21 protein-coding genes are annotated in these 25,041 nt (G+C 72.0%); 14 read left to right on the forward strand and 7 right to left on the reverse strand.

Going from position 1 to position 25,041, the window contains the following annotated elements:
* Window positions 1–50: 50 nt before the first annotated feature.
* Window positions 51–2,681 carry a DNA mismatch repair protein MutS gene (gene mutS, locus JUB13_RS15825; RefSeq protein ID WP_207481024.1) on the reverse strand — a complete coding sequence of 877 codons (2,631 nt, stop codon included), beginning with the start codon at window positions 2,679–2,681 and terminating at the stop codon, window positions 51–53.
* 238 nt (window positions 2,682–2,919) lie between these two features.
* Here mutS and JUB13_RS15830 point away from each other — a divergent pair, with 238 nt between their 5' ends.
* Both JUB13_RS15830 and JUB13_RS15835 read left to right on the forward strand, forming a co-directional pair.
* A complete protein-coding gene (locus JUB13_RS15830; RefSeq protein WP_207480629.1) occupies window positions 2,920–3,435 on the forward strand; it encodes a hypothetical protein in 516 nt (171 codons plus the stop codon).
* A gap of 166 nt (window positions 3,436–3,601) precedes the next feature.
* Window positions 3,602–5,881 (forward strand): methyl-accepting chemotaxis protein, encoded by a 2,280-nt coding sequence (locus JUB13_RS15835; RefSeq protein ID WP_207480631.1) that lies wholly within the window; start codon window positions 3,602–3,604, stop codon window positions 5,879–5,881.
* 40 nt (window positions 5,882–5,921) lie between these two features.
* On the opposite strand, the gene JUB13_RS15840 is transcribed toward JUB13_RS15835, so the two are convergent.
* Window positions 5,922–7,004 carry a tartrate dehydrogenase gene (locus tag JUB13_RS15840; RefSeq protein ID WP_207480633.1) on the reverse strand — a complete coding sequence of 361 codons (1,083 nt, stop codon included), beginning with the start codon at window positions 7,002–7,004 and terminating at the stop codon, window positions 5,922–5,924.
* A 126-nt stretch (window positions 7,005–7,130) separates the two neighbouring features.
* On the opposite strand from JUB13_RS15840, the gene JUB13_RS15845 reads away from it, so the two are divergent.
* Window positions 7,131–8,024 carry an alpha/beta fold hydrolase gene (locus tag JUB13_RS15845; RefSeq protein ID WP_207480635.1) on the forward strand — a complete coding sequence of 298 codons (894 nt, stop codon included), beginning with the start codon at window positions 7,131–7,133 and terminating at the stop codon, window positions 8,022–8,024.
* A gap of 104 nt (window positions 8,025–8,128) precedes the next feature.
* Window positions 8,129–9,214, forward strand: coding sequence for a methionine synthase (locus tag JUB13_RS15850; RefSeq protein ID WP_207480637.1), 1,086 nt, complete (start codon window positions 8,129–8,131; stop codon window positions 9,212–9,214).
* A 30-nt stretch (window positions 9,215–9,244) separates the two neighbouring features.
* Here JUB13_RS15850 and JUB13_RS15855 read toward each other — a convergent pair whose 3' ends face one another.
* The gene (locus tag JUB13_RS15855; protein ID WP_207480638.1) at window positions 9,245–9,502 is read right to left on the reverse strand and encodes a hypothetical protein; all 258 of its coding nucleotides are present in this window, start codon (window positions 9,500–9,502) and stop codon (window positions 9,245–9,247) included.
* A 130-nt stretch (window positions 9,503–9,632) separates the two neighbouring features.
* On the opposite strand from JUB13_RS15855, the gene JUB13_RS15860 reads away from it, so the two are divergent.
* The 10 genes from JUB13_RS15860 (at window position 9,633) to phoB (ending at window position 22,510) form a co-directional block, all read left to right on the forward strand.
* Window positions 9,633–11,903: an NADP-dependent malic enzyme gene (locus JUB13_RS15860; protein WP_207480641.1), complete on the forward strand. Its 2,271-nt coding sequence runs from the start codon at window positions 9,633–9,635 to the stop codon at window positions 11,901–11,903.
* A 213-nt stretch (window positions 11,904–12,116) separates the two neighbouring features.
* The gene (locus JUB13_RS15865) at window positions 12,117–13,613 is read left to right on the forward strand and encodes an ATP-binding protein (RefSeq protein ID WP_207480643.1); all 1,497 of its coding nucleotides are present in this window, start codon (window positions 12,117–12,119) and stop codon (window positions 13,611–13,613) included.
* Between the two features lie 134 nt (window positions 13,614–13,747).
* The gene (locus tag JUB13_RS15870; protein WP_207480644.1) at window positions 13,748–13,954 is read left to right on the forward strand and encodes a hypothetical protein; all 207 of its coding nucleotides are present in this window, start codon (window positions 13,748–13,750) and stop codon (window positions 13,952–13,954) included.
* Window positions 13,955–14,151: 197 nt separating this feature from the next.
* On the forward strand, window positions 14,152–16,161 hold the full coding sequence (locus JUB13_RS15875; protein WP_207480646.1) for a methyl-accepting chemotaxis protein: 2,010 nt from the start codon (window positions 14,152–14,154) through the stop codon (window positions 16,159–16,161).
* A 186-nt stretch (window positions 16,162–16,347) separates the two neighbouring features.
* On the forward strand, window positions 16,348–17,391 hold the full coding sequence (locus JUB13_RS15880) for a PstS family phosphate ABC transporter substrate-binding protein (protein ID WP_207480648.1): 1,044 nt from the start codon (window positions 16,348–16,350) through the stop codon (window positions 17,389–17,391).
* Between the two features lie 65 nt (window positions 17,392–17,456).
* A complete protein-coding gene (gene pstC, locus JUB13_RS15885; protein ID WP_207480650.1) occupies window positions 17,457–18,842 on the forward strand; it encodes a phosphate ABC transporter permease subunit PstC in 1,386 nt (461 codons plus the stop codon).
* Entirely contained in the window at window positions 18,835–20,145 is a 1,311-nt protein-coding gene (gene pstA, locus JUB13_RS15890; protein ID WP_207480652.1) for a phosphate ABC transporter permease PstA, read from the forward strand. The genes pstC and pstA overlap by 8 nt, the downstream gene beginning before the upstream one ends.
* A 76-nt stretch (window positions 20,146–20,221) precedes the next feature.
* Window positions 20,222–20,968 (forward strand): phosphate ABC transporter ATP-binding protein PstB, encoded by a 747-nt coding sequence (gene pstB, locus JUB13_RS15895; protein ID WP_236025001.1) that lies wholly within the window; start codon window positions 20,222–20,224, stop codon window positions 20,966–20,968.
* Between the two features lie 52 nt (window positions 20,969–21,020).
* Window positions 21,021–21,779 (forward strand): phosphate signaling complex protein PhoU, encoded by a 759-nt coding sequence (gene phoU, locus JUB13_RS15900; protein ID WP_207480656.1) that lies wholly within the window; start codon window positions 21,021–21,023, stop codon window positions 21,777–21,779.
* A gap of 5 nt (window positions 21,780–21,784) precedes the next feature.
* Entirely contained in the window at window positions 21,785–22,510 is a 726-nt protein-coding gene (gene phoB, locus JUB13_RS15905; RefSeq protein ID WP_207480658.1) for a phosphate regulon transcriptional regulator PhoB, read from the forward strand.
* 51 nt (window positions 22,511–22,561) lie between these two features.
* Here the strand turns inward: phoB and JUB13_RS15910 are convergent, their stop codons facing one another.
* The 4 genes from JUB13_RS15910 to JUB13_RS15925 form a co-directional block, all read right to left on the reverse strand.
* Window positions 22,562–23,122 (reverse strand): TetR/AcrR family transcriptional regulator, encoded by a 561-nt coding sequence (locus JUB13_RS15910; protein ID WP_207480660.1) that lies wholly within the window; start codon window positions 23,120–23,122, stop codon window positions 22,562–22,564.
* A 12-nt stretch (window positions 23,123–23,134) separates the two neighbouring features.
* On the reverse strand, window positions 23,135–23,602 hold the full coding sequence (locus JUB13_RS15915) for a nuclear transport factor 2 family protein (RefSeq protein WP_207480662.1): 468 nt from the start codon (window positions 23,600–23,602) through the stop codon (window positions 23,135–23,137).
* Between the two features lie 130 nt (window positions 23,603–23,732).
* Entirely contained in the window at window positions 23,733–24,164 is a 432-nt protein-coding gene (locus JUB13_RS15920) for a DsrE family protein (RefSeq protein ID WP_207480664.1), read from the reverse strand.
* A 1-nt stretch (window position 24,165) separates the two neighbouring features.
* Entirely contained in the window at window positions 24,166–25,005 is an 840-nt protein-coding gene (locus tag JUB13_RS15925) for a HesA/MoeB/ThiF family protein (RefSeq protein ID WP_207480666.1), read from the reverse strand.
* Between the last annotated feature and the right edge of the window lie 36 nt (window positions 25,006–25,041).

Genomic DNA, 25,041 nt, shown 5'->3' on the forward strand with positions numbered 1-25,041 from the left:
ATGCAGCATGCCAGGCATGCCGAGTCCGGGAACCTGCCGAATCCGCGTGCCTAGCCCGCCAGGGTCTTCAGCCGGTAAAGCGTCTCCAGCGCGGCGCGCGGGGTCAGGGAGTCCGGGTCGATCTCGGCCAGCGCGGTCTCCACCGCCGACGGGGCGGGGGGCGCGGCCTCCGCCGGCTCGTCCCGGCGCCCGAGCGCGCTGAACAGCGGCAGGTCGTCGGCCAGCGAGTCCAGGCCGCCGCGCTGGCCACCCTTTTCGAGCGTGCGCAGGACCTGCTCGGCCCGGCGCACGACCTCGCGCGGAAGGCCGGCGAGCTTCGCTACATGGATGCCGTAGCTGCGGTCGGCGGCACCCGACGCGACCTCGTGCAGGAAGACGACCTCGCCCTTCCATTCCTTGATGCGCATGGTGTGGCAGGACAGCGCCGGCAGCTTCGCCGCCAGCGCGGTGAGCTCGTGGTAGTGCGTCGCGAAGAGCGAGCGGCAGCGATTCACCTCGTGCAGGTGCTCCACGCAGGCCCATGCGATGGACAGGCCGTCATAGGTCGCGGTCCCGCGCCCGATCTCGTCGAGGATCACCAGCGCGCGGGGGCCCGCAAGGTTCAGGATCGCCGCCGTCTCGACCATCTCGACCATGAAGGTCGAGCGGCCGCGCGCGAGATCGTCGGCCGCGCCGACGCGCGAGAACAGCCGGTCGACCACCCCCACATGGGCCGCCGCCGCGGGAACGAAGCTGCCCATCTGCGCCAGCACCGCGATCAGCGCGTTCTGGCGCAGGAAGGTGGACTTGCCCGCCATGTTCGGGCCGGTCAGCAGCCACAGCCGGTCGTCCGGCGTCAGACGGCAGTCGTTGGCGACGAAGGGCCCGGCGCCCGACGCCGCCAGCGCGGGCTCGACGACCGGATGGCGCCCGCCCTCGATCGCGAAGGCCAGCCCGTCGTCCACGACCGGCCGGCAGTAGCGCTGCTCGTCCGCGATCTCCGCCAGCGCGGCGGCCACATCGATGGCCGCAAGGGCCCTGGCGGCGGCGCCCACGGGCTCGGCCTGCGCCAGCACCTCGGCGCTCAGCCCCTCGAAGACCTGCAGCTCCAGCGCCAGCGCCTTGTCCGCAGCCTCCGAGATCCGCCGCTCCAGCTCCGAGAGCTCGACCGTGGTGAAGCGCACCGCGCTCGCCAGGGTCTGGCGGTGGATGAACAGCTCCGCCGCCTTGCCGGAGCCCAGCTTGTCGGCCTGGCCGGGGGAGACCTCGATGTAGTAGCCGAGCACGTTGTTGTGCCGGATCTTCAGCGTCGGCACACCGGCCGCCTCCGCGTAGCGGAGCTGCATGGCCGCGATCAGGCGCCGGCTCTCGTCGCGCAGAGCCACGAGCTCGTCGAGCTCGGCCGAGAAGCCCGCGGCCACGAAGCCGCCGTCCCGGGCGAGCAGCGGCAGCTCCGGCGCCAGCGCCCGGGCCAGCAGCCCGGTCAGCGCCGCGTGCTCGCCAAGGCCGCGCGCCGCGCGCTCCAGCCCAGGGGGCAGGGCGCCCAGGCGCGGCCCCTCGAGCAGCCGGCGGGCCTCCGCCGCCCGGCCGAGCCCGTCGCGTACCGCCGCAAGGTCCCGCGGGCCGCCCCGGCCGAGGGACAGGCGCGACAGCGCCCGCTCGACGTCGGGCGCGGCGCGCAGCAGGGCGCGCAGGTCGGCGCGCAGCCCGGATTCGCCCAGCAGGAACTCGACCATGTCGAGGCGCCTATTGATGCGGGCCGGGTCGGTCAGGGGCGCCGCGAGCTGGGCCGCGAGCAGCCGGGCGCCGGGCCCGGTGATGGTGCGGTCGATCGAGGCCAGCAGCGATCCCTTGCGCTCGCCAGCCTGGGTGCGCGTCAGCTCCAGGCTGCGCCGGGTGGCGGCATCGATCTCCATGACCGCGCCCTGGGCCAGCTGGCGCGGCGGAGCGAGGCGCGGCAGCTTGCCCTTCTGCGTGAGCTCCACATAGTCGACCAGCGCGCCGGCCGCGGCGACCTCGGCCCGTGAGAAGTTGCCGAACGCGTCCAGCGTGCCGACGCCGTAGACGCCGAGCAGCCGGCGCCGGCCGTTCTCGCTGTCGAAGCGGCTGGCAGGCTGCACCGTCAGCCGATGCTTCCAGTCGCCGAAGAGCTCGAACAGCTCGGGCTGCTGGACGAGCTTCTCGGAGACCACGAGCTCCTGCGGGTCGAGCCGGGTCAGCGCCGCGGGCAGGCCGCCCCGGTCCACGGGCTGCGTCGACAGCTCGCCCGTCGACAGGTCCAGCCAGGCCAGCCCCATCACGCCCGCGGCCTCGGCCAGCGCCGACAGGTAGTTGTTGGCCCGCGCGTCCAGCAGGCTGTCCTCGGTCAGGGTGCCCGGGGTGATCACGCGGATCACCGCCCGCTTGACCACCGACTTGCCGCCCCGCCGCTTGGCTTCGGCCGGATCCTCCATCTGCTCGCAGACGGCCACGCGGAAGCCCTGGCGGATCAGGCGCGACAGGTAGCTCTCGTGGCTGTGGACGGGCACCCCGCACATGGGGATGTCCTCGCCGGCATGCTGGCCGCGCTTGGTCAGGGTTATGTCGAGCGCGGCGGCGGCCCGGACGGCGTCGTCGAAGAACAGCTCGTAGAAATCGCCCATGCGGTAGAACAGCAGGCAGTCGGGATGGGCCTGCTTGATCTCCAGGTACTGCGCCATCATCGGCGTGGCGCCGGCGACGATGTCGGGGCTTTCGTTGCGGTCTGGCACTGGGGAAGGTCCGGCGACGGGCGGAATTTCGGCAACCTAGCACGCCGCGCGCACGGGCGGGAGGGCGCGCGGCCCCATCCCCGCGGCGGCTGGTCCCGTTCCGGATTCCCGAGCGTTCGTGTACAAGCAGGGATCGCCGCGGGCCCGCCCGCGGCGTCGGAAGGCACGGGGAACGGGAGATTTGGCGCTCATGGCGACCAGGGACGCAGTCGGCGGGGACGGGATCCGCGAGGTGGTGGCGCTCTTCGAGAGCCGGGCGGCCTTCGACCGGGCGGTCGAGGGGCTGCTCGTGGCCGGCTTCACGCGCGCCGACCTCAGCGTCCTGTCGAGCCACGAGAGCCTGGACGCGGCCGGCCGGCCGGCCAAGCCGGCGGACCAGGCCCTGGCGGCCATGGTGGGCGAGCTCAGCTACGCGTTCCCGCTGACCACGGCGGGGCTCTTCGCGATCGTGGGCGGCCCCATCACCGCGGCCGTGGCCGCCGCCGTGGCGGCCGGGGTCGGCGGCGCGGCGGTGAAGGAATACCTGGACCAGGTGACCGCGAAGCCGCACACCGAGGACTTCGCCCGCGCGCTCGAGGCCGGCGGCGTGATCCTGTGGGCGCGGGTCGGCCGCGACGCCGCGCGCGAGGAGGCCGCGCGCCGCGCCCTCGCCGCGGCCGGCGGGCGCAACGTCCATCTGGTCGAGCGGAACGAACAATCGGCATAGGCTGGGGACGCCCCCGGGTCATAGGGACGCGCGGAAACCCAGGCGGCGCGCCGGTTCAGCGCGTTCATGACCCAGTTGGTTTCCTCAACTTACTTTAAAACATCATTCATTTTCTCCGGCCTAGACGGAAAATTCGCGCGTTCCGTCAGGATCCCGGGGAATTCCGTTGAAGCTCAAGACCAAGATCGCCGCCGGCTTCGTATCCGTCATCGCATTGTCGGCGGGGTCGGCGGGCTTCGGAGCGCTGAACCTGCAGCGGATCGCCGAGGCCGCCGCCGCGGCCAACGCCATGTCGGGCCTCGGCGACGCCCTGGCCGATGCGAGGCGGCTGGAAGCCGCGGCGGCGGCGGGCGACCCGCGCCAGGGCGAGGCCGTGGGCGCGCTGCTGGACGCGCTCGCCGCCAGGGTCGATGCGCTCCAGGCCCAGGGGCTTCCGGTGGACGGCGTCCGCGCCCCGCTCGGCGACTATCGCACGGCCATCGGCGGCGGCGCCGCGGCCTCGGCGAGCCGGGCCGAGGCTGGAGGGCGGCTGACCGAGGCGCTGTCGCTGATCCAGCGGGTGGCCGAGACGGCCGCGCTCCAGCAGGGCAACGCGGCGCGCAACCAGCGCGAGCGCGCGGCCCAGATCGGCAAGGAGGCGGCAGGCGCCGCCGGCGCGTCCGAACGGCTCGACATGCTCGCCCAGGTCCTCGGCAGGCTGGGCACGGCGCGGGGACCTGCGGCCGCCGCGGCGGCCGAGGAGACGGCGCAGCTCGTCCTGGATCTTGACGGGCAGATCCCCATGGGCGACTGGGACGCGCTCTACGAGGCCGGCGACGTCCTTCGGGCGAAGCTCGGCCGCGGCGAATCGGTACAGGCCGAGGCCGCGGCGGCCGCGGCCGTGGTCGCGCGGCTGCGCGAGCAGAAGGCGGCCTATGTCGCCGATATCCGCGCCCTCGCGGCCAAGGCCCAGTCCGAGTACGAGGGCGCCATGGCGGCGGCCGTGCGGGCGCAGCGGCTCCTGACCCTGGTGCGCGAGGTCGAGCTGCTGCGCTGGCAGGAGGACGCCGCGGCGACCGAGACCCGCTCGGCCATGCTCGCTCGGGAGATGCAGGCCGAGGCCGCGGAGATCCTGAAGGTCGCGCCGGACCTGCTCGGCGCCCGCGAGGTCGAGCCGCTGGCCGCCGGCGTGCCCGGCCATTTCGCCGCCATGGCGGCGGCGCAGGTCGAACGCGCGCGGGCGGCAGGCGCCATGGACGCGGCCGCCCAGGCGCTGGAGACGCTGGTGCGCGGCCTCGTGCAGGCCGAGCGCGCCGATGCCGAGCGGGCGGGCGAGCGCTCGCGTGGGCTGCTGATCGCCGCGGCCGCGGCGGCCATCGCGCTGAGCGCGGCGCTGGCCTGGATCATCGGCCGCGGCACTTCCGTCTCGCTGGAGCGCCTGACGCGGGGCATGCGGGACGTGGCCGCGGGCCGGCTGGACGCCGAGCCGCCGGCCTTCGCCAAGGGCACCGAGCTCGGCGAGATGGCCGCAGCCCTGGCGGTCTTCCGGGACAACGCCCTGCGCAACGCGCGGCTGGAGGCCGAGGCCGAGCAGGCCCGCGCGGCGGCCGAGGCCGAGCGCCGGGAGGCCGTGGCATCGACCCTGGGGCTTTTCGAGCGGACCGTGCGCCGCGTCGTCGGCGAGGTGTCCCAGGCCGCCGAGGCGCTCGAGGCCCAGGCCGCGGCCCTGGCCGATACCGCCGGCCGCGGCAGCAAGCTCGCCGCCGAGGCCGCGGACGGCACCCGCGCCGCGGACGAGGCCGCGCGCTCGGTCGCGGGCGCGGCCGAGGGGCTGGCCCATGCCATCGCCGAGATCTCGCAGCGGGTCGAGGAATCCGTGCACACCGCCAAGGGCGCGGTCGGCGAGACCGTCGCCGCGCGCGAGCGGCTGGACCAGCTCTCCGAGGCCGCGGGCCAGGTCGAGGGAATCGTGGCGCTGATCGGCGACATCGCGACCCAGACGAACCTGCTGGCCCTGAACGCCACCATCGAGGCGGCGCGCGCCGGCGAGGCCGGAAAGGGCTTCGCCGTCGTCGCCGGCGAGGTGAAGAACCTGGCGGGCCAGTCGGCGGGCGCCACGGGCGACATCTCGGCCCGGGTCGCCGCCATGAGCGACACCACTGGGGCCGTGGTCCGCAGCATCGGCGCCGTCGCCGAGGCCATCGACCGGATGGAGGGGCTGTCGGGGTCGGTCGCCTCGGCCGTGGTCGAGCAGGACGCCGCGACGCGCGAGATCGCCCAGGCGGCTGCCCGCGCCGTCTCGGGGACGACCCAGGCGGCGCATGCGGTGGGCGAGGTCGGCGCCGCCGCCCGCGACACCGGGACGGCCGCCTCCGAACTGGCGGCGGCGGCCACCACGCTGGGCCGGCTGTCGGACGAGCTCTCGCGCTCGGTCGAGGATTTCGTGGCGCGCGCCCGCGAGGCGTGAGCGCGGCCGGCGCGGGCGAGGCCCGCGCCGGCGGGATCCCTCAGCCCAGCGCGTCGGCGACGGCCTTGCCGCAGGTCGCGGTGTCGGCCCGGCCGCCGAGATCGCGGGTGCGCAGCCGCTCGTCGGCCAGCACCGTCTCGATGGCGCGCAGGATGCCCCTGGCCGCCTCGGTCTCGCCCAGGTGCTCCAGCATCATGGCGGCCGACCAGATCTGGCCCACGGGGTTGGCGATGCCCTGGCCCGCGATGTCCGGGGCCGAGCCGTGCACGGGCTCGAAGAGCGAGGGGAATTTGCGCTCGGGATTGATGTTGCCCGACGGGGCGATGCCGATCGTCCCGGTGCAGGCGGGCCCCAGGTCCGACAGGATGTCGCCGAACAGGTTGGAGCCGACCACCACGTCGAAGCGGTCCGGGTTCAGCACGAAATGCGCCGCCAGGATGTCGATGTGGTACTTGTCCCAGCGCACATCGGGATAGGCCTTCGCCATCTCTTCCACCCGCTCGTCCCAATAGGGCATCGTGATGGAGATCCCGTTGGACTTCGTCGCCGAGGTCAGGTGCTTCTTCTCGCGGCTGCGGGCCAGCTCGAAGGCGTATTTCAGGATCCGGTCGACGCCGACCCGGCTCATGATCGTCTCCTGGATCACGATCTCGCGCTCGGTTCCGGGATAGACGCGGCCGCCGGCCGCCGAGTACTCGCCCTCCGTGTTCTCGCGCACCACGAAGAAGTCGATGTCGCCGGGCTTGCGGCCGGCCAGCGGCGACGGCACGCCCGGCATCAGCCGGACCGGGCGCAGGTTCACGTACTGGTCGAACTCGCGCCGGAACTGCAGCAGCGAGCCCCAGAGCGACACGTGGTCCGGCACCGTCGCCGGCCAGCCGACGGCGCCGAAGAAGATCGCATCATGCGAGCCGATCCGGGCCTTCCAGTCCTCGGGCATCATGCGCCCGTGCCTGGCATAGTAGTCGCAGGAGGCGAAGTCGAAGCTGTCGAAGCGCAGGTCGAGCTTGAACTTCGATGCGGCGGCCTCGAGCACGCGCAGCCCTTCGGGCACGACCTCCTTGCCGATCCCGTCCCCGGGGATCACGGCGATGCGGTAGGCGTTCGACTTCCCGATGCTCATGGGCTGCGCTTCCTTCCTGTTGCCGGGTGATGCCGGCCCGGCCGCCGCGGCGGGTCCGCGGCTGGACAGGGCGGGCCGGCCATGCTTGCCTGATCGGCAGTGTAGCCCATCACGATTGCCCCAGGCATGCCGCTTGCGCCGAGTCTGATCCCCGGTTTCGCGACCCGCGACATCGAAACGCCCCAGGTCCGCATCCGCGCGTCGGTCGGCGGCTCGGGGCCGCCGCTGCTCCTGCTGCACGGGCATCCGCAGAACCATGCGACCTGGCACCGGGTCGCGCCGCGCCTGGCCCGGGACTTCACGGTGGTGGCCGCCGACCTGCGGGGCTACGGGGATTCCGAGAAGCCCGCGGGCGGCGACGGGCACGCGAACTATTCCAAGCGCGCCATGGCCGCGGACCAGGTCGCGGCGATGCGTGCGCTGGGCTTCGCGCGCTTCGCCGTGGTCGGCCACGACCGCGGCGGCCGCGTCGCGCACCGCATGGCGCTGGACCATCCCGAGGCGGTCTCGCGCCTCGCGGTCCTCGACATCGCCCCCACCGCGACCATGTACGCTCGCACCGACAAGGAGTTCGCGACCCGGTACTTCTGGTGGTTCCTGCTGATCCAGCCCTACGACCTGCCGGAGCGGCTGATCGGCGCCGATCCCGAATACTTCCTGCGCAAGCATGTCGAGACCCAGATGAAGCGGCCCGGGGCGGCGGACGAGCGGGTCTTCCAGGACTACCTGCGCTGCTACCGCGACCCCGCGACCCGCCATGCCATCTGCGAGGACTACCGGGCGGCGGCGACCATCGACCTCGAGCACGACGCCGCGGATGCGGATGCCAGGATTGCCGCGCCCCTGCTGGCGCTCTGGGGCGCGCTGGGCACGGTCGGCCGGCTGTACGACGTGCTGGAGACCTGGCGCGAGAAGGCGCTGGACGTCCGCGGCCGGGGACTTCCCTGCGGGCACACCCTGCAGGAGGAGGCTCCCGAGGAGACGCTGGCGGAGCTGCTCGCCTTCCTGCACGAAGGGTGAAGCCGATCGCGCCGCCGCAGGCCGCGCTTGTCACGGGCCGCGGCGCGTCCGATCATCGGGCCAGGCCGCCGCAGAGCGCGCCGAACGGGGGGATACGAGAGATCATGGGCGCCCAGATCCTGCGCACGACCATTGCCGGCAGCCTGCCGAAGCCATCCTGGCTGGCCGAGCCCGCGAAGCTGTGGGCGCCCTGGCGCCTGTCCGGCGACGCGCTGGCGGAGGCCAAGCGCGATGCCACCGTCCTCGCCATCAAGGAGCAGGAGGACGCCGGGATCGACATCGTCGGCGACGGCGAGCAGGCCCGCCAGCACTTCGTCCACGGCTTCGTGGAGCGGATCGGCGGCGTCGACTTCGAGAAGCGGGTCACCATGGGGATCCGCAACAACCGCTACGACGCGCAGGTGCCCACGGTCACCGGTCCCCTTCACCGGCTCGGGCCCGTCCACCGCTTCGAGGCCGAGATCGCGCGCGCCCACACGCGGCGCCCGCTGAAGTTCACGCTGCCCGGTCCCATGACGATCATCGACACCATCGCCGACGGCTACTACGGCGACCGCGTCAGGATGGCCATGGCCTTCGCCGACCTGCTGAACGAGGAAGCGCGGGAGCTGGAGGCGATCGGCGTCGACGTGATCCAGTTCGACGAGCCCGCCTTCAACGTCTACATGGACCAGGTCCGCGACTGGGGGATAGAGGCGCTGCACCGCGCCGCCGCGGGACTGCGGTGCCGGACCGCCGTGCACATCTGCTACGGCTACGGGATCAAGGCCAACCTGGACTGGAAGGAGACGCTGGGCTCGGAGTGGCGCCAGTACGAGGAGACCTTCCCGCATCTGGCCCGCAGCCGCATCGACCAGATCTCCCTGGAATGCGCGAACTCGCGCGTGCCGATCAACCTCATCGGCCTGCTGGAGGGAAAGGACGTGCTGGTCGGGGCCATCGACGTCGCCAGCAATGTCGTCGAGACGCCCGAGGACGTCGCTGCGACGATCCGGCGCGCGCTCGACTTCGTGGCGCCCGAGAAGCTTTTCCCCTGCACCAACTGCGGCATGGCGCCGATGCCTCGGGACGTGGCCCGCGGGAAGCTGCGCGCGCTCGCGGCCGGGGCCGCGCTCGTCCGCGCTGAACTCGGGGCCTCTGAACTCGGGGCCTCTGCTCTCGGGGGCGCCAAGCTCGGGGGCAGGGCGTGACGCCGTCCCGGCCGGGCGCCGGGACCCGGCTCAGTCCGGGTCGTAGCCCTTGTCGCGCATGCACTTGGCGAAGAATTCTCGGCGGTAGCGGGCCTGCGGCGTCTCGGCGCTCGGGCGGCGCGGATAGCCTCGCAGCAGCATGCGCTCGTCCACCTGGTCGTCGCAGTCCGCAAGCGCGACCTCGCGTGCGGCGGGTGTCGGCGACCAGGCGCGCTCCGGGTTGACCTCGCCCCCGCCGCAACCGACGAGCAGGCCGGAAAGCAACAGGAAACCGAGCAGTCGTCCCATGGAAAGCGTCCCGCAGCCAGGGGTCACAGCCGGTCCGAGACTATACGACCCGGTTGCAGTTTTATAGCTCTCCACACGCGCCCAGCCGACACGAACGGGCACCCCTTCCGAAGAACCGAACGGACCGACGATGTCCCAGACCGACAAGCGAGTGACCGAGGAAGAAGCCCTGCTCCTCCATGCGTCCGGACGTCCGGGCAAGCTGGAGATCACGGCGACGAAGCCCCTGACGACCCAGCGCGACCTCGCGCTGGCCTACAGCCCGGGCGTCGCGGTGCCCTGCCTGCGCATCCACGAGGATCCGGCGACGGCCTACGACTACACGGCCAAGGGGAACATCGTCGCGGTGATTTCCAACGGGACGGCGGTGCTGGGGCTGGGCGACCTGGGTGCGCTGGCCTCCAAGCCGGTGATGGAGGGCAAGGCCGTCCTCTTCAAGCGCTTCGCCGATGTCGACGGCATCGACCTGGAGGTCTCGACCACCGACGTGGACGAGTTCGTGAACTGCGTGCGCTTCCTGGGACCGTCCTTCGGCGGGATCAACCTCGAGGACATCAAGGCGCCGGACTGCTTCATCATCGAGGAGCGCCTGCGCGAGCTGCTGGACATCCCGGTCTTCCACGACGACCAGCACGGCACCGCCATCATCGCGGCGGCGGGGCTGATCAACGCGCTCGAGCTGACCGGGCGCGCCATGAAGGATGCCAAGGTGGTGGTGAACGGCGCGGGTGCCGCCGGCATCGCCTGCGTCGAGCTGTTCAAGTCGCTGGGGCTGCCGCACGACAACGTGATCCTGTGCGACACCAAGGGGGTGATCTGGCAGGGCCGGACCGAGGGCATGAACCAGTGGAAGTCCGCCCATGCCGTGCGGACCGACGCGCGCAGCCTCGCGGATGCCGTGAAGGGCGCCGACGTCTTCGTCGGGCTGTCGGTGAAGGGCGCCATGACGCCCGAGATGGTCAAGTCGATGGCGGCGAAGCCGATCGTCTTCGCCCTTGCCAACCCCGATCCCGAGATCACGCCCGAGGAGGTGAAGTCGGTGCGCGCCGACGCGATCGTCGCGACCGGCCGATCCGACTACCCGAACCAGGTCAACAACGTCCTGGGCTTTCCCTACATCTTCCGCGGCGCCCTGGACGTACGGGCGACCACCATCAACGAGGCGATGAAGATCGCGGCGGCCCAGGCGCTGGCCGGTCTCGCGCGAGAGGACGTGCCCGACGAGGTGGACGCGGCCTATGCGGGGCGGCGCCTGCGCTACGGTCCGGAATACATCATTCCCGTGCCCTTCGACCCGCGCCTGATCACGCGCATCCCGGCCGCGGTCGCCCAGGCCGCCATGGACAGCGGCGTCGCGCGCAAGCCCATCATCGACATGACGGGCTACCGGCACGCCCTGCGCGCGCGGCTCGATCCCACCGCCGACAGCTTGCAGCTGATCTTCGAAAAGGTCCGGGCCAACCCGCGCCGCGTCGTTTTCGCCGAGGGCGAGGAGGAGCGCTCGATCCGCGCGGCCCTGGCCTTCCGCGCGGCCGGCTACGGCACGCCGGTGCTGATCGGCCGCGAGGACGTAGTGCGCGAGCGCATCGCCGCGCTCGGCCTGCCCACGGACGCGCCGCTGGAGATCCACAACGCGCGCCTGTCGGACGCGAACCGGCGCTACACCGACTATCTGTACCGCCGGCTGCAGCGCCGCGGCTTCCTGGAGCGCGACTGCCAGCGCATGGTGAACCAGGACCGCAACACCTTCGCCTCGCTGATGGTGGCCCAGGGCGACGCCGATGCCATGGTCACCGGCCTGACCCGCAGCTTCGCCCCGAGCTACGAGGAGATCAGCCGCGTCTTCAGCCCCCAGCCCGGCGGCCGGGTCTTCGGCCTGTCGGTCGTGGTGACGCGCCACCGCACGGTCTTCATCAGCGACACGACAGTGAACGAGCGCCCGACGCCCGAGGAGCTCGCCGACATCGCGATCCAGACGGCCGCCAAGGCGCGCCAGATGGGACACGAGCCGCGCGTGGCTCTGCTGTCCTTCAGCAATTACGGGCAGCCCATGCGCGAGCGCGCCCAGCACGTCCGCGACGCCGTGGCGATCCTGGACCGGCGTGGCGTCGACTTCGAGTACGACGGCGAGATGACGGCCGACGTGGCGCTGGACCACGACCTGATGCGGCGGCTCTATCCCTTCGCGCGGCTCTCCGGGCCGGCCAACGTGCTGATCATGCCGGCGCTGCACGCCGCCAACATCGGCGCCAAGCTCCTGCAGAAGATGGCGGGCGGCCAAGTGATCGGGCCGCTGCTGATCGGGCTCGACAAGCCCGCGCAGATCGTCTCCATGGGGGCGAGCGTCGCTGACATCGTGAACACGGCGGTGCTGGCCGCGCACGACGCGCTCCAGGGCTGACGTGGTCGGCTCGGCGCCCGTCCCGGGGGCAGGAGCGGGCGCGGGCGGGTTAGGACAGGGAACAGTTTCCCCGCCTGATCGTCGGGAAAGCTTGAATTTTCCATGACGCCCGTCCGGACGGGCGCGGGCTGGTGTACAGTGGCGCCCGGGCCGCGCCGCGTCCCCCGAACCCGCACCGAAACAGGCCGCAGAAAGCGGCCATAGAAACGGCCCATGCCATCCCTTCCGCCGCCGCGCCGCCTGATGCTGTCCGCCGTCCTGCTTGCCGGGCCCGCGGTGCTGGCCTTCGCGTGCCTTGCGGCCTGGGGGGCCTTCGGGCCGGTGGCGGCGCTGGCCGGCATCCTGGGAACCATTGCCACGGCGGCCGCGGCCTACCGCCTGCAGCGCAGGGAGCTGGAGGCGTTGGCGACCCATCTCGCCCGCCTCGACGGCGCGAGCGAGGACGTGCCGCTGCCCTCCGGGGCGTCGCCGACGCTGGAGGCGCTGGCCAGCGCCGCGTCGCGGATGCAGCGCGAGGCACGGCTGCGCCACGAGCGCATGGAGGCGCGGCTGCGCGCCACCGACGGGATCCTCGACGCGCTGCACGACCCGCTGGTCCTGATCGACGGCGGCCGGCGCGTGTTGCGCGCGAACCACGCCGCGCTCGCGGTCTTCGGCGACCGCATCGCCGAGCGGGACCTGGCGGCCACGCTGCGCAACCCGGCGCTGCTGGCGGCCGTGGACGCCGTGCTCGGCGGGGCGGCGTCGCGGACGCTGGAGTTCACCCTTCCGGTTCCCGTGGAGCGCGTCTACGAGGCGCGGGTTACGCCCTTCCGCGGCGAGGAGCCCGGGCAGGGCGGCGACGGCGCGCCGTCCGAGGGCGCGCTGGGCGCCCGGGTGATCCTGACCCTTCACGACATCACGGCCATCAAGCGTTCCGAGCAGATGCGCGCGGACTTCGTGGCCAATGCCAGCCACGAGCTGCGCACGCCGCTGGCCTCGCTGGTCGGCTTCATCGAGACGCTGCGCGGTCCCGCCCGCGACGATCCCGACGCGCAGGCGCGTTTCCTCGGGATCATGAACGACCAGGCGCAACGGATGTCGCGGCTGGTCAACGACCTGCTGTCGCTCTCGCGCATCGAGCTGGACGAGCACACCCCGCCCACCGGCGAGGCGGACGTGGTCTGCCTCGTGGGCAACGTGATCGCGACGCTGGAGCTGAAGGCCGCCAGCCGCAAGATGAAGATCCGGCTCGAGGTCGCGCCCGACCTGCCCCATGCCGTGGGCGACGAGGACCAGCTCTCGCAGGTCTTCCAGAACCTCGTGCACAATGCCGTGAAGTACGGCCGGGAGGGCACCGAGGTGACGGTCCGCGTCGGCCTCGTGCAGCCGGGCGCGTTGGGTGGGACGGGCGCGCCGCTGCCGGCGCCCGCCGGCGGACGCCGGTCGGGGCCCATGCTCTCGGTCTCGGTCACGGACCGGGGCGAGGGAATCCCGCGGACCCATCTGCCGCGCCTGACCGAGCGCTTCTACCGGGTGGATGCCGCGCGCTCGCGCGCCATGGGCGGGACGGGCCTCGGGCTCGCCATCGTCAAGCACATCGTGAACCGGCACCGCGGACGCCTGACGATCGAGAGCGAGGTCGGCCGCGGCAGCACCTTCACCGTCTACCTGCCGGCGGCCGATGTGGTCCCGGCGACTGCCCGGCTCGGAGGGGTTGCGGCGGGCTGAGCGCGCGGGCCGGGCGCTGGCGGGCAGGGGTGCAGGCGGGTGAGGGCGGCCCGGTGCCCGGGCGACCGCGACGATGCGGCCCCGCCCCTGTTTCCCGGGGGGACCGCAACGACGGACCGCAACCGGAGACCCGCATGACTGACAAGCCGAAGTCGCCGACCGGCGGCGTGCTGAGCGAGGCGCTGAACTCCGATCCTCGCGACAATGCCCGCCGCGCCGAGGACCTGTTCGATTCGCCGAACCGGCGCGAGCAGGAGGAGGCCATGGGCCGCGAGGACGAATCCCTGGGCCATACGGACGTCACGAGCCGCGGCAACGCCATCAACCTGCCGCCGGATTGATCGGGCGCCGGACTGATCGGGCGCCAGCCCGATGCGCTCGGGGCCTATCGCGGCGGGCCCCCGCGCAGCCTTGATGAATTTTTCATGATGCCGCGCGGTTGTAAAAAAAGCGGCCTATAGAGCGGGGCTCGGCCCGGCGCGGAGGATCGCGCCGGGCCCCCGCGCGCGATCCTCCGCGCGCCTTCGGGGAGGGCCGCATGGGACTGAAGCATCGGATCATCGGCGCCGTGATGGCCGTCGCGGCGGCGAGCGCCGTCTCGGGCGCCTACGCCCTCGTGCAGTCCGGCCGGACCGCCGCCGCTGCGGCGAGCGCGGCCGAGGCCGTCCATCTGGCGGATCTCGCGCGCGATTACCGGAACCGGCTGGACGAGCTTGCCTCCGCGGTCCTTCGCTATGCCGGGACCAGCGCGCCCGAGCGCCGCGAAGAGGTGCTCGCCCGGCAGCAGGACCTGAAGCAGGCCATGGCCGGGCTGGAGGGGGCCGGGCTGGAGGGGGCCGGGGGACGGGGCCTGCCCGAGGAGACGGTCCGGACGCTTTCGGCGGCCGTGTCGGCCATCGAATCGCAGATCGCGCAGACCCTCGACCGGCTGATGGTCCGCAAGGAGGCGGTGGAGGTGGTGCTGCTGGGGATCGACAGCCTCGGCACGAATCTCCGTCCGGCGCGCGAATTGCTTGCCGGCCTCGGCCCTGCGGGACAGCAGTCCGCCGAGGCGCTGGAGGCAGCCTTCATGCCCCTGCTCGGGGCGGGGTCGCGCTATGCGCTCACGGGCGCGGAGGCGGATTTGGAGCGCGCCCGGCAGGGGATCGCGGCCGTGCGCACGGCGCTCGAGGAGGCGCGGCCCGCCCTGTCCGGGCTGCCGCGGGACCAGCGCCAGCCCCTGCGCCTGCTCGACCGTGACCTCGACCTGTTCCGGAACGGGCTCGCGCAGTTCGAAGGGGCCGGCAAGGGCTATGCCGAGGCGCTCTCCGGGCTCGACACGCTGATCGCCCAGGCGCTCGCCGCCGCCATCGAGATCGCCGAGGGCGAGCAGCGCCGCGCGGGCACGCTGGCCGACGGCATGCGGGAGGCCGCCACCTCGGCGAGGACTTGGATCATGCTGGTCGGCGCGGCGGCCGTGGCCGTCGGCGTGGCTCTCGGCTGGGCCCTGGCGGGCAGCATCCTGTCGCCGCTGCGGCGCCTGCGCGCCACCATGGACGCGCTGGCCCGCGGGCGGCTGGACGCCGAGGTCACCGACATGGGGCGCCGGGACGAGATCGGGGCAATGGCCCAGGTGGTGCAGGTCTTCCGCGCCAACGCGATCGAGAAGGCGCGGCTGGAGGCCGAGGCCGCCGAGACGGCGCGGCGCGCCGAGGCCGAGAAGCGGGCCGCCGTCGCCGCGGTGGCGGAGCGGTTCGAGGCCGCGGTGGGCGGCGTCCTGCGCGCCGTGACCGACGAGGCTGCCGAGATGGAGCGGCAGGCCCGCGGCATGGCTGGCGCCGCCGAGCGCGCAGGCGGCCTCACCGCCGCCATGACGGCCGCGACACGGCGGACCTCGGCGAATGTCCAGACCGTCGCCACGGCGGCCGAGCAGCTCGCGGCCTCCATCGGGGAGATCGGGCGCCGGGCCGGCGATGCCAACCGAATCGCCGCCGAGGCCGTCGCCGTGTCGCGCCGGGCCGATTCGCAGGTCGCCGCGCTGACGGATGCCGCCCGCCGGATCGGCGCCATCGTGGACCTGATCGGCCAAGTGGCCGCGCAGACCGGCCTGCTGGCCCTGAACGCCTCCATCGAGGCGGCGCGGGCCGGCGAGGCCGGGCGCGGCTTCGCCGTGGTCGCGGGCGAGGTGAAGGCGCTGGCCGGCCAGACCGCCCGGGCCACGGAGGAGATCGCCGCCCAGGTCGCGGCCATGCAGGCGGCGACCGGCGGCGCCGTCGCTGCGATCGGCGAGATCGGCTCGACGATCCTCCAGGTCAACGAGATCGCGACCACCATCTCGGGCGCCGTGGAGGAGCAGAACGCCGCCACGGCGGAGATCGCGCGGAACGTCCAGCAGGCCGCCGTCGGCACGCAGGGCGTCGCCGACGACCTCTCCGCAGTGACCGAGGCCGCGTCCGACACCGGGACGGCCGCCCGCCAGGTGCTGGCCGCCGCGGGAGATCTCGGCCAGCAATCCGAGCGGCTGCGCCAGGAGGTCGAGCGTTTCCTGGACGGGATCCGCGCGGCATGACCGCCGCGCGGCCGGCCCCCTGCGCGTTCCTCCGCGCAGAGGGGGCAGTGTCATCGAACTGTCATCGAACCGTAGTATTGCTATCGCAGTCGGTCGCTAGGTTCCGCCCCGGAGCCGGCGGGAATGTCATCTGAGGGCCTCTCGGCCCGACGCCGCGCCGCAAAAGATCAGACCGGAGGCATCGACATGCTGACCAAGAAAATCGCCCTGGCCGGCCTTGCCGCCGCGGCCGCCACGCTCGCCCTCTCGGGCGCGGCCAACGCCCAGGCCCGTGACCAGATCCGTATCGTCGGTTCCTCGACGGTGTTCCCCTTCACCACCGCGACCGCCGAGAATTTCGGCCGCGGCGGCAAGTTCAAGACCCCGATCGTCGAGTCGACCGGCACGGGCGGCGGCATGAAGCTGTTCTGCGCGGGCGTCGGCCCGCAGCATCCGGACCTGACCAACGCGTCGCGCCGCATCAAGAAGTCCGAGGTCGAGGAGTGCGCCAAGAACGGCGTCACCGCGATCACCGAGCTGAACATCGGCTATGACGGCCTCGTGATCGCCTCGGCCCGCTCGGCCAAGCCCGTGAACTTCACCCTGGCCCAGATCTGGAAGGCCATGGCGAAGGAGGTTCCGGTCGACGGCAAGATGGTCGCGAACCCCTACAAGCGCTGGTCCGAGATCGATCCCAGCCTGCCGAACGCCCCGATCGAGCTGATGGGCCCGCCGCCGACCTCCGGCACGCGCGACTCCTTCAACGAGCTCGTGATGCTGGCGGGCTGCAACAAGGTCGCCGAGGTCAAGCAGGCGCTGCCGGATGCCAAGGCGCATGAGAAGGCCTGCGTGACGATCCGCGAGGACGGCGCCTATGTCGAGGCCGGCGAGAACGACAACCTGGTCGTGCAGAAGCTGACGGCCAACCCGAACGCCTTCGGCGCCTTCGGCTACAGCTACCTCGACCAGAACCGCGACAAGCTCCAGGCCGCCAAGATCGAGGGCGTCGAGGTGTCGGTCGAGAACGTCCAGGCCGGCAAGTACCCGGTCTCGCGCTCGCTGTACGTCTATGCCAAGAACGCCCATGTCGGCGTGATCCCCGGCATCCGCGAGTTCATCTCCGAGTACACCTCCGAGCGTGCCATGGGCGACGACGGCTACCTCGTCGACAAGGGTCTGATCCCCGAGCCCAAGGCGGACCGCGAGAAGGCCCGCAACGCGGCCGTCAACCTGACCGCGCTGCAGATGTAAACCCCGAGGCCGGCCCCCTCCGTCCGGAGGGGGCCGGCCGCAATTTCGATCCCGGTGCCCCTCCCATGCCCATGTCCGTCCTCGTGGCCGTCCTGGTCGCCTTGTCCCTGGCCGGCTTCTACATGGGCCGCAGCCGGGCCCTGGACGCCGCCGGCGGCCGCATGGCCAACCTCCATTCGGTTCCCGGCTATTACGGGTTCTACGCGGCCATCTGGGCGGGGCTGCCGGCCCTGCTCGTGATCGTCGTCTGGTCGGCCTTCGGCGGCGCGGTCGTGAACGCCCTGGTCTGGTCGAGCCTGCCTGCCGACGCCGTCCAGGGGCTTTCCCCGTCGCAGCAGTCGCTGCTGATGACCAACATCCTGAATGTCGCGGGCGGCAATGCCGGTGCGGCCGAGACCAGCCCGGTCGTGCGCGCGGCGGCCGAATACCACCAGCATCTGCGCGGGATCGGCCGCTGGGCGCTGGCGGCGCTTGCCTTCTCGCTGGCGGTCGGTGGCCTCTGGTATGCCCGAAGCCGCATCACGCCAAGCCTGCGGGCTCGCAACCAGGTCGAGCGCGTCGTGCAGGCGCTGCTGATCATGTGCTCGCTGGTCGCCATCCTGACGACGGTCGGGATCGTGATGTCGCTGCTCTTCGAGGCGATCCGCTTCTTCGGCCGCGTCTCGCCGGTGGAATTCCTGTTCGGCCTGCACTGGTCGCCGCAGACCGCGATCCGCGCCGACCAGGTCGGCTCCAGTGGCGCCTTCGGCGCGGTGCCGCTCTTCGCCGGCACGATCCTGATCAGCCTGATCGCCATGCTGGTCGCGGTGCCGGTCGGGCTGCTCGCGGCGGTCTACATGGCGGAATACGCGCCGCCCCGGGTGCGCGCCACGGTGAAGCCCGTGCTCGAGATCCTGGCGGGCATCCCCACTGTGGTCTACGGCTTCTTCGCGGCGCTGACCATGGCGCCGCTGATCCGCGACGCGGGACAGGCCGTGGGCCTGAACGTCGCCTCGGAATCCGCCCTGGCGGCCGGCGTCGTCATGGGGATCATGATCATCCCCTTCGTCAGCTCGCTCTCGGACGACGTCATCAACGCGGTGCCGCAGTCCCTGCGGGACGGGGCGTACGGGCTCGGGGCGACCCGGTCCGAGACGATCAAGCAGGTCGTCCTGCCGGCGGCGCTTCCAGGCATCGTGGGTGCCGTGCTGCTGGCGGTGAGCCGCGCGATCGGCGAGACCATGATCGTCGTGATGGCCGCGGGCCTCGCCGCGAACCTGACGGCGAACCCTCTGGCCGCAGTCACCACCGTGACCGTCCAGATCGCGACGCTGCTGGTCGGCGACCAGGAATTCGACAGCGCCAAGACGTTGTCGGCCTTCGGGCTTGGGCTGGTGCTCTTCACCGTCACGCTGTGCCTCAACGTGATCGCCCTGCGGGTGGTCCAGAAATACCGGGAAAAGTATGACTGACGCCGTGGTGAGCGACCGGGCCGTACCGGTCTACCAGACCGCCGAGTTCGAGCGCCGGCTGCGGCGCCGCTACGCGGCCGAGAAGCGGTTCCGCCTGTACGGCATCGCCGCCATCGGGCTGGCCCTCGGCATGCTCGCGGTGCTGCTGGGCAGCGTCGTCGCCAAGGGCTACACCGCCTTCTGGCAGCACGAGCTGCGGCTCGAGGTCTTCTTCGACCCCGCGGAGATCGACCCGCAGGGCACGCGGGACCCTGCCGTGCTCGCCCAGGCGAACTACAACACCCTGGCGCGCAACGCGCTCCAGTCGGTCCTGACCGATGCCGGAAGTCGCGATGCGCGCCGCGCCGCGGGCGACCTGCTCAGCGTCGGCGCCGCCTTCGAACTCGGGCGCATGGTGATGGACGATCCCAGCCTGATCGGGACGCGGCGCGTCGTGTCGCTGCCGGTCTCGGACGAGGTCGACCAGCTCCTGAAGGGCAACGTGTCGCGCGCGCTGCCCGAGGCCGATCGGCAGATCACCGACCGCCAGCTCGCCTGGATCGAGCAGCTCGAGGCCAAGGGTGACCTGGTCAGCCGCTTCAACACGCGGCTCTTCACCAACGGCGACTCGCGCGAGCCGGAGCTGGCCGGCCTCAAGGCGGGCCTCCTGGGATCCATGCTGACGCTCTTCGTGACGCTGGTGCTCGCGGTACCCGTAGGCATCGCCGCCGCCGTCTATCTCGAGGAGTTCGCGCCCAAGAACCGGCTGACCGACTTGATCGAGGTGAACATCAACAACCTCGCGGCGGTGCCCTCCATCGTCTTCGGCCTGCTCGGCCTCGCGGTCTTCCTGAACTTCTTCGGCATGCCGCGTTCGGCTCCGCTGGTCGGTGGCGTGGTGCTGGCCCTGCTGGTGCTGCCGACGATCATCATCGCCGGGCGCGCCTCGCTGAAGGCGGTCCCGCCCTCGATCCGGGAGGCGGCGCTCGGCATCGGCGCCTCGCGGCTGCAGGTCGTGACCCACCACGTCCTGCCGCTGGCCATGCCGGGCATCATGACCGGCGTCATCATCGGCATGGCCCACGCGCTCGGCGAGACCGCGCCGCTCCTGATGATCGGCATGGTCGCCTTCATCGTCGACGCGCCGTCGGGCTTCACCGACGCCGCCACCATGCTGCCGGTGCAGATCTTCATGTGGGCCGACAGCCCGGAGCGCGCCTTCACCGAGCGCACCTCGGCCGCGATCATGGTCCTTCTGGGCTTCCTGATCGCGATGAACGCCCTCGCCGTCATCCTCCGCAAGCGATTCGAAAGGCGCTGGTAGAACCATGGTCGCACAGACCCAAATCCAGGCGCGGGCTGATGCCCGCCCGCAGGGCGGCGTCGCGCCCGCGGTCAAGATGGAGGCCCGCGGGGTCAAGGTGTTCTACGGCGCCAAGCAGGCGCTGAAGGGCATCGACCTCGACGTCCGGGACCGCCAGGTCACCGCTCTCATCGGGCCGTCGGGCTGCGGGAAGTCGACCTTCCTGCGCTGCCTGAACCGGATGAACGACACGATCGACATCGCTCGGGTCGAAGGGCTGATGACGCTCGACGGGCAGGACATCTACGACCGCTCGATCGACGTGGTGCAGCTGCGCGCCCGGGTGGGGATGGTCTTCCAGAAGCCGAACCCCTTCCCCAAGTCGATCTACGACAACGTCTCCTACGGTCCCAAGATCCACGGACTTGCCGCCGGCAAGGACGAGATGGACGAGGTCGTCGAGAAGAGCCTGCAGCGCGCGGGCCTCTGGAACGAGGTGAAGGACCGGCTGCGCGAGCCCGGCACCGGCCTTTCGGGCGGACAGCAGCAGCGGCTGTGCATTGCCCGCGCAATCGCGGTCAGCCCCGAGGTGATCCTGATGGACGAGCCCTGCTCGGCCCTCGATCCCATCGCGACGGCCCATATCGAGGAGCTCATCGACGAGCTGCGGGCGAACTACACGATCGTGATCGTGACGCACAACATGCAGCAGGCCGCCCGCGTCTCCCAGCGCACCGCCTTCTTCCATCTCGGCGAGATGGTGGAGGTCGGCGATACCGAGGAGATCTTCACGAACCCGCACGACGAGCGCACCCAGGGGTACATCACCGGGCGCTACGGCTGACCGGTCCAGCGCGTCGGCATCCCCTCCGGCCCTTTCAGAAGCGAACCCAGCCATGCCCGCTCCGGACACGCATACCGTCAAGTCCTTCGCCCAGGAACTGCATCGCCTCACGAATCTCGTGACGCAGATGGGCGGCGTCGCCGAGGCCCAGGTGGAATCGGCGATCCAGGCCGTCGTGCGGCGCGACGTCGAACTCGCTGCCCAGGTGATGCAGTCCGACCACCGCATCGACGAGTACGAGCGGGCGATCGACGCCGAGACGCTGCGCCTGCTGGCCCTTCGCCAGCCCATGGCGATCGACCTGCGCGAGATCCTGTCGGCGCTGAAGATCGCGGCCGACCTGGAGCGCATCGGCGACTACGCCGCGAATATCGCCAAGCGCTCCATCGCGCTCGCCCAAGTCCAGGCGGTCCGGCCCGCGGCCGGCGTGCCGCGCATGGGCCGGATGGTCCAGGAGATCATGAAGGAGGTGCTGGACGCCTTCATCGAGCGCGACGTCGAGAAGGCCATCGCCGCGCGCCAGCGGGACAACGACCTGGACGATCTCTACACGAGCCTGTTCCGCGAGGTCCTGACCTACATGATGGAGGATCCGCGCAACATCACGCCGTGCACCCACCTGCTCTTCATCGCGAAGAACCTGGAGCGCATCGGCGACCACGCGACCAACATCGCCGAGACCGTGCACTTCCTGGTGGTCGGGCAGCCGCCTGCCGGGGAGCGGCCCAAGAGCGACGAGACGAGCTTCACCGTCCTGGGGGCCGACATGGCGGCGGCGCCCGACGACGCGAAGAGCCAGGCCGAGGGCTGAGAGCCATGAGCGAGACCGCGGCGCGCCTCGGGGCCGGCACCAAGCCCCTGGTCCTGGTCGTCGAGGACGAAGTCGACCTCGTGACCCTGCTGAAATACAACCTGGAGCGCGACGGCTTCCGGACCCTGTCCGCGGCCGACGGGGAGGAAGCGCTCCTGCTCGCGACCGAGCAGAACCCCAGCCTGGTCCTGCTCGACTGGATGCTGCCGCTGATGTCCGGCATCGAGGTGTGCCGCCAGCTCCGCCGGAACCCGCGCACGCGCGACATCCCCATCATCATGCTGACGGCGCGCGGCGAGGAATCCGACAAGATCCGCGGGCTGAACTCGGGCGCCGACGACTATCTCGCGAAGCCCTTCTCGCCATCCGAGCTGGTCGCGCGCATGCGCGCGGTGCTGCGCCGCGCCAGCCCCGGCCTGACCGAGGAGGTCCTGCGCTTCGAGGACGTCACCATGGACCTGGCGGCGCACCGCGTCCGGCGCCAGGGCCGCGACATCCATCTGGGCCCCACCGAGTTCCGGCTGCTGCGCCACTTCATGCAGCATCCCGGGCGCGTCTTCTCGCGCGAGCAGCTCCTGGACGTGGTCTGGGGCCACGACGTCTATGTGGAGCCGCGCACAGTCGACGTGCACATCCGGCGCCTGCGCAAGGCGCTGAACGAGGACAGCGAGGCGGACCTGATCCGCACCGTGCGCTCGGCCGGCTACGCCCTCGATACCAAGACCACCTGAACCAAACCAGCTGAACCAAGGCCACCTGATGGGGGCGCCCAGCCGGGAGCCTCACCGCGGCAGCAGGCGCGTCCGGAGGCGGGAGAGGGCCCTGGCGAAGACGGCGGCATCGTCCGTCGCCCGCGCCAGCACCAGCGCGCCCTGGATGGCGGCGACCGCCTCCTCGGCCATGTCCTGCGCCTCGGCGGGCGGATGGCCGGCTCTCGCCAGCGCCTCGGCCAGGGCATCGCGCCATTCCGCGAAATAGCGCCGGATGCGGGATGCGAAGCGGTCCCGCACCTCGCCCAGGGCGAAGGCGCCCACGAGGCAGACGCGCCGGCCCGAGCGGAAGTAGCGGTCGGTCTCGTCCAGCATGCAGGCGATGCCCGCGGCTGGGTCCGTCCCGTCCCGCAGGGGCGCGAAGACCCGGTCGCGGAACCAGGCCTCGATCGCGTCCAGCACGGCCTCGGCCATCTCGTCCTTCCCGCCGGGGAAGAAGTGATAGAGGCTGCCCTTGCCGAGGCCCGTCGCGGCCGTGATCGCGGCAAGGCTCGCCCCCTCGAAGCCTTGGGTGCGGAACACCTCGCCGAGGTGCTGCAGCACGTCCTCACGCCCGGCCACCACCCGCGCCATCGGCGGCCGGCCTCAGAGACCGAGCGCGGAAAGGCCGGGATGATCCGCCGGCCGTGGCCCCTGCGGCCAGCGGAACAGCCGGTCGGCCTCGCGGATCGGCAGGTCGTTGATGCTGGCCTCGCGCCGGCGCATCAGGCCGTGTTCGTCGAACTCCCACTGCTCGTTCCCGTAGGACCGGAACCAAGAGCCCGAATCGTCGCGCCATTCATAGGCGAAGCGCACGGCGATGCGCTCGCCGTGCCAGGCCCAGAGCTCCTTGATCAGCCGGTATTCCAGCTCGCGCGCCCATTTGCGCTGCAGGAAGGCCTGGATGGCGGGGCGGCCGGCCAGGAACTCCGCCCGGTTCCGCCAGCGGCTGTCCTCGGTATAGGCCAGCGAGACGCGCTCGGGATCGCGCGTGTTCCAGGCGTCCTCGGCCATGCGGACCTTCCGGGCCGCGGTCTCCTCGGTGAAGGGCGGCAGCGGCGGGCGTGCGGTCATCGGGGCCTCCTGCGAAGGACATGTGCGAGTGTACCGTTCGGTAAAGTCCTGACCGATCAGTACAGAGACGGCGCGCGGCCGTCAAGCGCGGCGATGCGGGCCGCGGTGCGGGCGCGGTTCCGCGGCGATCCTAGATGAAGGTCAGCCCGCCCCGGTCCGAGGCATCGTTCAGCAGCGTCACCACGCCGCCGGACTGGACGGGCACGTCCGGGCGCAGCCGGGCCGCTTCCAGGCCCTGGGCGCGCAGGCCCATCTCGCAGACCATCACCGTGACGCCCAGCGCGACGCAGGCCTCCAGCAGCTCCTCGAAGCCGGCGACGCCGAGCTCGCGGAAGGCCGCGTCCTTCAGGGCGGGGCTCGTGCCGTCCTCCGCGGGGGCCAGCCGGTGCCAGCCCGGGGCGCCGTCGTCCTCGGCGACCAGGGCACGAAGCGCCGGGCCCGTGAAGAACAGCGTCGCCTTGCGGTTGCTGGCTGCGGCGGCGCTCGCCATCACAAGGGCGTAGTGCACGCGCTCGAAGCCGCCCGAGAAGACGACCAGGCTCAGCTTGTCGGGTCCGGGCATGTCAGGTCCCCTCCAGGCCGCAGGCGGCCGCGGCCGCCGCGTGCCCGGGGCCGCCATGGTGCGAGAGGTCGCGGTACTGCGGCGCCGTCCCGCAGAGCGGGCAGTCCGGGTCCCGGGGCACCGCGATGCGCTGGAAGCCGCTGCCCAGCGCGTCGATCAGCAGCAGGCGCCCCGAGAGGCTCTCGCCGATGCCCAGCAGCTCCTTCAGCACCTCGCCCGCCTGCAGCGAGCCCACCAGCCCAGGAAGTGCGCCCAGCACGCCTGCTTCCGAGCAGCTCGGGATCAGGCCCGGCGGCGGCGGCTCGCGGAAGATGCAGCGGTAGCAGGGATGGGGAGGCCCCAGATGCGCCTTGAAGGTCGAGACCTGCCCGTCGAAGCGTAGCATGGCGGCCGAGACCAGCGGCCGCCCGGCCAGGTAGCAGGCGTCGTTCAGCAGGTAGCGCGTCGCGAAGTTGTCGGTGCCGTCGGCCACGATGTCGTAGCGCGAGACGAGGTCGAGCACGTTCCCGGCATCCAGGCGCAGGGGCCAGGGCTCGACCCGGACGTCCGGGTTTATGGCGGCGATCCGGGCCGCCGCGCTCTCGACCTTGGGCCGCCCGATGGAGGCCTGGTCGTGGATGACCTGCCGCTGCAGGTTCGACAGGTCCACCGCGTCGTGGTCGACGATGCCGATCGTGCCGACGCCCGCCGCCGCGAGGTAGAGGAGCAGGGGCGAGCCCAGGCCGCCGGCGCCGACGACGAGGACGCGCGATCCCAGCAGCCGCGCCTGGCCGGTGCCGCCGACCTCGGGCAGCAGGATGTGGCGCGCATAGCGCTGGATCTGGTCTTCGGTGAAATCCATGGTCCCGACCCTAGAGTGATTCGAGGTCCGCTTTGA

This window comes from Arenibaculum pallidiluteum (genome assembly GCF_017355985.1).
Classification (GTDB): domain Bacteria; phylum Pseudomonadota; class Alphaproteobacteria; order Azospirillales; family Azospirillaceae; genus Arenibaculum; species Arenibaculum pallidiluteum.